Source organism: Microcystis sp. M31BS1 (assembly GCF_020245285.1).
GTDB classification, from domain to species: domain Bacteria; phylum Cyanobacteriota; class Cyanobacteriia; order Cyanobacteriales; family Microcystaceae; genus Microcystis; species Microcystis panniformis.
This window is the reverse complement of the sequence record NZ_JADBVE010000155.1, coordinates 1-5,630: the sequence shown is the minus strand read 5'-3', so window position 1 is coordinate 5,630 and position 5,630 is coordinate 1. Positions and strand designations below refer to the sequence as shown.

General features: G+C 41.6%; 5 protein-coding genes and 2 pseudogenes. 5 read left to right on the top strand and 2 right to left on the bottom strand.

The window, feature by feature from the left end; genetic code table 11:
- Window positions 1–193: transposase family protein (locus IM509_RS08685; protein ID WP_287716804.1), on the bottom strand; the 193-nt coding region annotated here is incomplete at its 3' end.
- A 240-nt stretch (window positions 194–433) separates the two neighbouring features.
- Complete coding sequence (gene chrA / locus IM509_RS08680) at window positions 434–1,591, bottom strand: chromate efflux transporter (RefSeq protein WP_052276333.1); 1,158 nt, start codon at window positions 1,589–1,591, stop codon at window positions 434–436.
- Between the two features lie 507 nt (window positions 1,592–2,098).
- On the opposite strand from chrA, the gene IM509_RS08675 reads away from it, so the two are divergent.
- The 5 genes and pseudogenes from IM509_RS08675 (at window position 2,099) to IM509_RS08655 (ending at window position 5,400) form a co-directional block, all read left to right on the top strand.
- On the top strand, window positions 2,099–3,214 hold the full coding sequence (locus IM509_RS08675) for a TIGR03032 family protein (protein WP_185237707.1): 1,116 nt from the start codon (window positions 2,099–2,101) through the stop codon (window positions 3,212–3,214).
- A 346-nt stretch (window positions 3,215–3,560) separates the two neighbouring features.
- Window positions 3,561–3,821 carry a hypothetical protein gene (locus tag IM509_RS08670; RefSeq protein WP_002733873.1) on the top strand — a complete coding sequence of 87 codons (261 nt, stop codon included), beginning with the start codon at window positions 3,561–3,563 and terminating at the stop codon, window positions 3,819–3,821.
- Between the two features lie 216 nt (window positions 3,822–4,037).
- A pseudogene (locus IM509_RS08665) lies at window positions 4,038–4,337 on the top strand (type II toxin-antitoxin system VapC family toxin); the annotation flags it as partial.
- 208 nt (window positions 4,338–4,545) lie between these two features.
- Window positions 4,546–5,154, top strand: a pseudogene (locus IM509_RS08660) (DUF4347 domain-containing protein).
- 111 nt (window positions 5,155–5,265) lie between these two features.
- On the top strand, window positions 5,266–5,400 hold the full coding sequence (locus IM509_RS08655) for a hypothetical protein (protein WP_260441323.1): 135 nt from the start codon (window positions 5,266–5,268) through the stop codon (window positions 5,398–5,400).
- The last annotated feature ends 230 nt before the right edge of the window (window positions 5,401–5,630 follow it).

Genomic DNA, 5,630 nt, shown 5'->3' with positions numbered 1-5,630 from the left:
CTGGAATTATGTTAAATTCTTTACTCAGCCTGTGCCGATTATTTTTAGCAAACTCTCCTAGTTCTCTATAACCTGAGTATCCTAGCATTGTTCCTAGTATTATTACTACTAATACTATCCATAAAGGGTGTCTTTTTCCTTGATCTTTCCGAAAGTCCTTGACTTGTTTTAGTTTTTCTATTAAGCTCAACATATCTTTCAAAAGTTCGCGTTCACTTCTCATTTTACAAAGACAGTGATCGCTTTTACTTTTGATATTCTGATGGGAGAATGAAACAGCCCTAGGATCAAGGGGGGATCAGCACCCCCCTTATTAAGGGGGAATTAAGGGTAGGGTTGATTCATGAATCAACCCTACCTTGAATCAACCCTAGGGATAAAGGGGGGATAAAAGGCAAAATCTATTTAATTAGAACCATTTACTTATTTCCCCCTAACCTAATTGTTTTAAGAGCAAACCAATGAGCGCACCAGCAATAATTAACCAAGTAGAATTAACCTGAAAACGTAGTAAAAGAATACCAGAGACAAGAGATAGAATGATAGCCAATAAATTAAAAGGTAAATTCCCGTAGGGTTGTAACCAAGTAGCTAGAGCTAAATTAAAAATTACCGCTACCATTAAAGCCACTGCACTAGCATTAATTGCGTCTAAAAAAGCCCCTGCCCAAGCAGATTGTCTCAGTTTAGGAATGAGAGGATTAAGTAATAAAACAAAGATAAAAGAAGGAAAGAAAATCGCTAGAGTTGCCACAATTGCCCCCGATACTCCTAATATTTGATAACCGATAAAAGTGGCTGTGGATAACACCGGACCGGGGGTAAATTGACCCACAGCAATAGCATCTAATAATTGTTGCTGGGTTAACCATCCTCTCCCCTGCACTAAATCCCCTTCTAAAAAGGCAACTAACACATAACCACTACCAAATAAAACACTACCCACCTTGAGAAAAAATAGCCCTAATCCTGTTAATGTCGGTGGGATATTGCTAGGAGTAGCAACCGCCGTCGCACCGCCTATTCCTGCCACAATCAGGGGAAAAGTAGCGAATTTTTTTAGGATAAACATCCCGATAATTCCGCCTAACAGTAAAGCGATAATTTCATTTAAACCTAAGATTAATAATCCGATAACTCCCAATCCGATGAACAGTAATTGACGGGTTTTCAGTGCCTTTTTGCCTAAGCGCCAGAGTGCCTGAAAAATCACCGCAATTACTACCGGTTTAATCCCCGCAAAAATCGGAGCCACATCGGGTAAAGTCCCGTAGGTGGTATAAATCCAAGCTAGAAAACCCGTAATTAACACCGCAGGAGTAATAAAACAAACCCCCGTGATTATTAAACCCGCTAAACCACCAAAAATATAACCGATATGAATAGCCATTTCCGTGGAATTAGGACCGGGAATCAGATTAGTTGCCCCCACCAAATCGAGAAATCGCTCCTTAGTCATCCAACCGCGACGCTTAACCACTTCTTCCTCCATTAAAGCGATATGGGCAGCCGGACCACCAAAACCGATAATGCCGATTTTGAGAAATAAAAGGGCAAGTTGCGAGAGATTGGGAGGCGATGAAGTCAGCATTTTCTGATTACCAATAGTTTTTCTAGAATCAAGTTTATATCCAAAAGAATAAGCCTAAGTTAAATTATTAAGTAAGTAGTTATAGTTAAATTGAAGATAGATTTTGGGTTCGATCCCCCCTTAATCCCCCCTTAATAAGGGGGGTGCCGATCCCCCCTTAATCCCCCCTTGATAAGGGGGGTGTCTGACAACTTTTAACACCTACCTACTTAGCTAGATTTCGTCAATTCCAAAATTCCATAATTGCAAAAGCTTTTTACTCAAACTCAATTATAAGTATTTAATGCTCCCGTTCAAGTAAATTTGATACAAAAAAAGTTAAGAAAACTTTATAAATAATATTGATTAATTTGTTTATAATGAACCCCATTAATACCCACTGAAACCCATCAGCACCCCCCTTATTAAGGGGGGCAAGGGGGGATCAAACCTTACTAAGGTTAGTCAACAAACCATAGACAATAATCAATTATCACAATCGATGCTAATCTATGCAAAAAAAACTCTATGGACAGCCTACCGCCTAACACTAACCAGTTTTCAGATACCCAAGAGCCAGCAGCGAGTCCATCTCAGCGCCAAGCAGTGCCGGTCAATTATGAGTACAGCCTCAATCTGCCGGAATTACTCAACCAGCTTGACCTCTCGGTGTTGATTTCCACCTACCAAGCGGGACGAGTGGCCAGCATTGGCACTTATCAAGGACAAATACGGGTGAGTTTCGCCCATTTTGACCAAGCAATGGGTTTAACCCGAACCGCTACCGGAATTGCTGTGGGCGCTCGTCAGGCAATTTGGAATTTACCCGCTAATCGAGAGATTGCCCCCCAGATTAAACCGGAAGGGGAACAGGATATCGCCTTTTTAGCTCGTTCTTCTCACCTCACCGGTCCGATTATGGGTCATGATTTGGCTTTTGGCAGTAATCGCCTTTGGGTGGTCAATACCCTATTTAACTGTCTGGCAACCATCGAAGGAAATTGGAGTTTTCTCCCCCAGTGGAAACCGCCCTTTATTACCGAGTTAGTCCCCGGAGACCGCTGCCACCTCAATGGCTTGGCTATGGCTGAAAATAGCGGCACTCCCGTATATGTAACGGCATTGGGGGAAACCAACGAGGAAAGCCTCTGGCGAGAGAATAAGGCCCAGGGCGGATGCTTAATTGATGTGCCGAGGGGAGAGGTGATTTTGCGGGGTTTAGCTATGCCCCATTCTCCCCGTCTTTACCAGGGTAATCTCTATTTTCTCAATTCCGGTTATGGAACCTTGAACCGTTGGCATCCCCAAACTGGCAGCACGGAAATCATCGCCGAATTGCCCGGTTTTACCCGGGGTTTAGACTGTTGGGAAGGTCACGCCTTTGTCGGGTTGTCCCAAGTGCGGGAAACGGCGGTTTTTGGCGGTTTACCCCTGGATGAGCGGCGTAATCAATTGCGGTGCGGGTTGGCTATCGTCAACCTGTCCACCGGTCAACTGGTGGCAACTTTTTGGTTCAATAGCGGCGTGGAGGAGGTTTTCGCCGTCTCCGTCCTGCCGGGCTACCGCAACCCGGCACTGATTGGACCAGACACCGACCTCGACGGCACTCAATCCGTCTGGATGGTGCCTTCTTTAGGGGCTTAATTTTGTAATTTTCACCCTATTATTCAGGAAAAAATCATGTCAACTCCTTAAAATGACTAACCCTACTATCTTAGAAGAGCTACTAAAATGAGCAGTTACCGCTAATTCTCTCGCGGAATTTAAGCAGTCTTTGGCAAAAATCAATATCTAGAAAACGGGTTTCTTCAAGAAACCCGTTTTCTGGGTAAGAAACCCGTTTTCTGGACTTATGGCGAATCACCTGAATCAGTGAACAGTTGTTAGCCTTTTGGTAACTGATTCAGGTAATTGCATTTGCGTCTCTTGGTTATAATTCACAAACAGGCTATAATGTTAGTAAAACAACGTTAATCTCTAAGGTTTATCAATGACTCAAATATTGATCGAAATTCCCGACGAATTAATATCTCGTTTGCAAGAACAAAAATCCTCGGTTCAAGAGATTGTTATCAAAGCTTTGGAAAATTATGTTCAAGCTGAATTACCAGATATTACCAAGACTCGTACTTGGGAACTTTGTGGAAGTTTAGAAATTGTCCAACCTGAGCCTAAATATATTATCGGACAAGATAATCGGGGTCAAGTTGTAACTAACTACGCTGAAAACATCGATGAAATTATTTATTAAAAATTGTGGACAAAGAAATTATTGTTGATACTTCTGCTTTAATTGCCTTTTTTGTCAAATCTGAAACTCATCACGAAAGCGCTCAAAAATATTACTTAGAAAATCCTCATAATAAGTAGTCGTGCAAAATTAATTTCCTAGTGAAGATAGGCAAGAGGCAAGGGGCAAGAGGCAAGAGGTGGTTAGATATGTGTAATTAATTTTGCTTAGGTACTTAATTGGATTATTCTCGAATCGGTATTCGATGAAACTGTGACTTGGATTCGGAGCAAGGTATCTAGTCGAGCCTCAATTCAAGTGGGTCAAATACTAAGAGAAGATCATCGTTATATCAATGTGTCAGATAGCGATGATCTGGCAATATGGGAAGCTTTCTGTAAGTACAATGATAAAAAATGGAGTTACACAGATTGTTCTATTTTAGTTATGGCTCATCGTTTACAAATATTTAAGGTATTCGCTTTTGATGAGCATATTCGTCAAATGGCAGGATTAGGAATTGTTTGTGTCCCATAAACTAATAAAAATACAATTTATGAACGTCGTTCAGATTGCATATCTTGCAACAACCCACGAAACTGAGAAAATGGGTTTCTCAAAGAAACTATTTAGAAAACGGGTTTCTTAAAGAAACCCGTTTTCTGTAAATTTTTGTTATATCCCCCTTGAAAAATTGGCGATTGTTTGCACAAAATAGTCGAAGTCATCCTTTACAGTCAGCGTCATGACTTCTACCCTGTTGCCGAGCCTTTCTGCTATTGACGATGTTTTGTTCAATTTTGCTCAATCTAATGGCTTGAGTCAAGTTAATCAGGTGGATAGTGTGAGAAATCAGGGTTTAACCGCACCCGAATTAAATACTGTAGTTTTCCTCGATGCTGGTGTTACCGATTATCAAAGTCTCCAAGCTGGGGTAATCCCTGGAGTCGCCACGGTTATTCTCTCTCCCAAGGAAGACGGAATCGAACAAATCTCCGCTTTTTTACGACAAAATCCCCAGATTAGCACCATTCACCTCGTTTCTCATGGTGCGCCTGGATGCTTATATTGAGGGAATTGTCAACTCAATTTAACAAATATTTACGATTACCGCCAACAGTTACAGAATTGGGCAAAGATTAATCGTATTCTACTTTACGGTTGTCAGGTTGCGGCGGGAGATGCGGGGACAGAGTTTATTAATAAATTGTCCCAAATTACTGGGGCAAAAATAGCGGCTTCCAGCGGACGGGTAGGAAATGCCGCCTTAGGAGGAAGTTGGGAGTTAGAGGTGAGTTTACCCGCGACAAAGGGAGAGAATCAAACTTTTGTTGAAACATTAGCTAAGATGTAGATGTAGGTTGCTCTCATGGGAAGTTTGGTGACGACAAGTAGCATTGATGATATTTATGGGGAATAATGAATCTAGAGGATCGCCTAACTTTCTGATTGACAGCGACTCGCCATGAACCAAACAACCGCCAATTATGATGAACCCTGGAAAGAAGCATTAACCGAGTATTTTGAAGCGTTTTTATGCTTCTTTTTTCCTGAAGTTCACCAACTAATCAGTTATCAGTTATCAGTTATCAGTGACTAATTGGAAGCAAGTAAGTGGGTGAGTGGAATTAAATATAAGATGAACGTAGGTTGGGTTGAAGCATGAAACCCAACGCCAGATTATGTTACGCTACCACTAACCCATCCTACAAATAATTGTGTCTCCCTACTTAGCAATCCTTTTGCTATAATAGTCATGGCACACCTGAAAACAAAAGCGACTACTGGGAAGCTGCCAGAACGGGAACAGTGGAAGTGGAGGTTAATCAG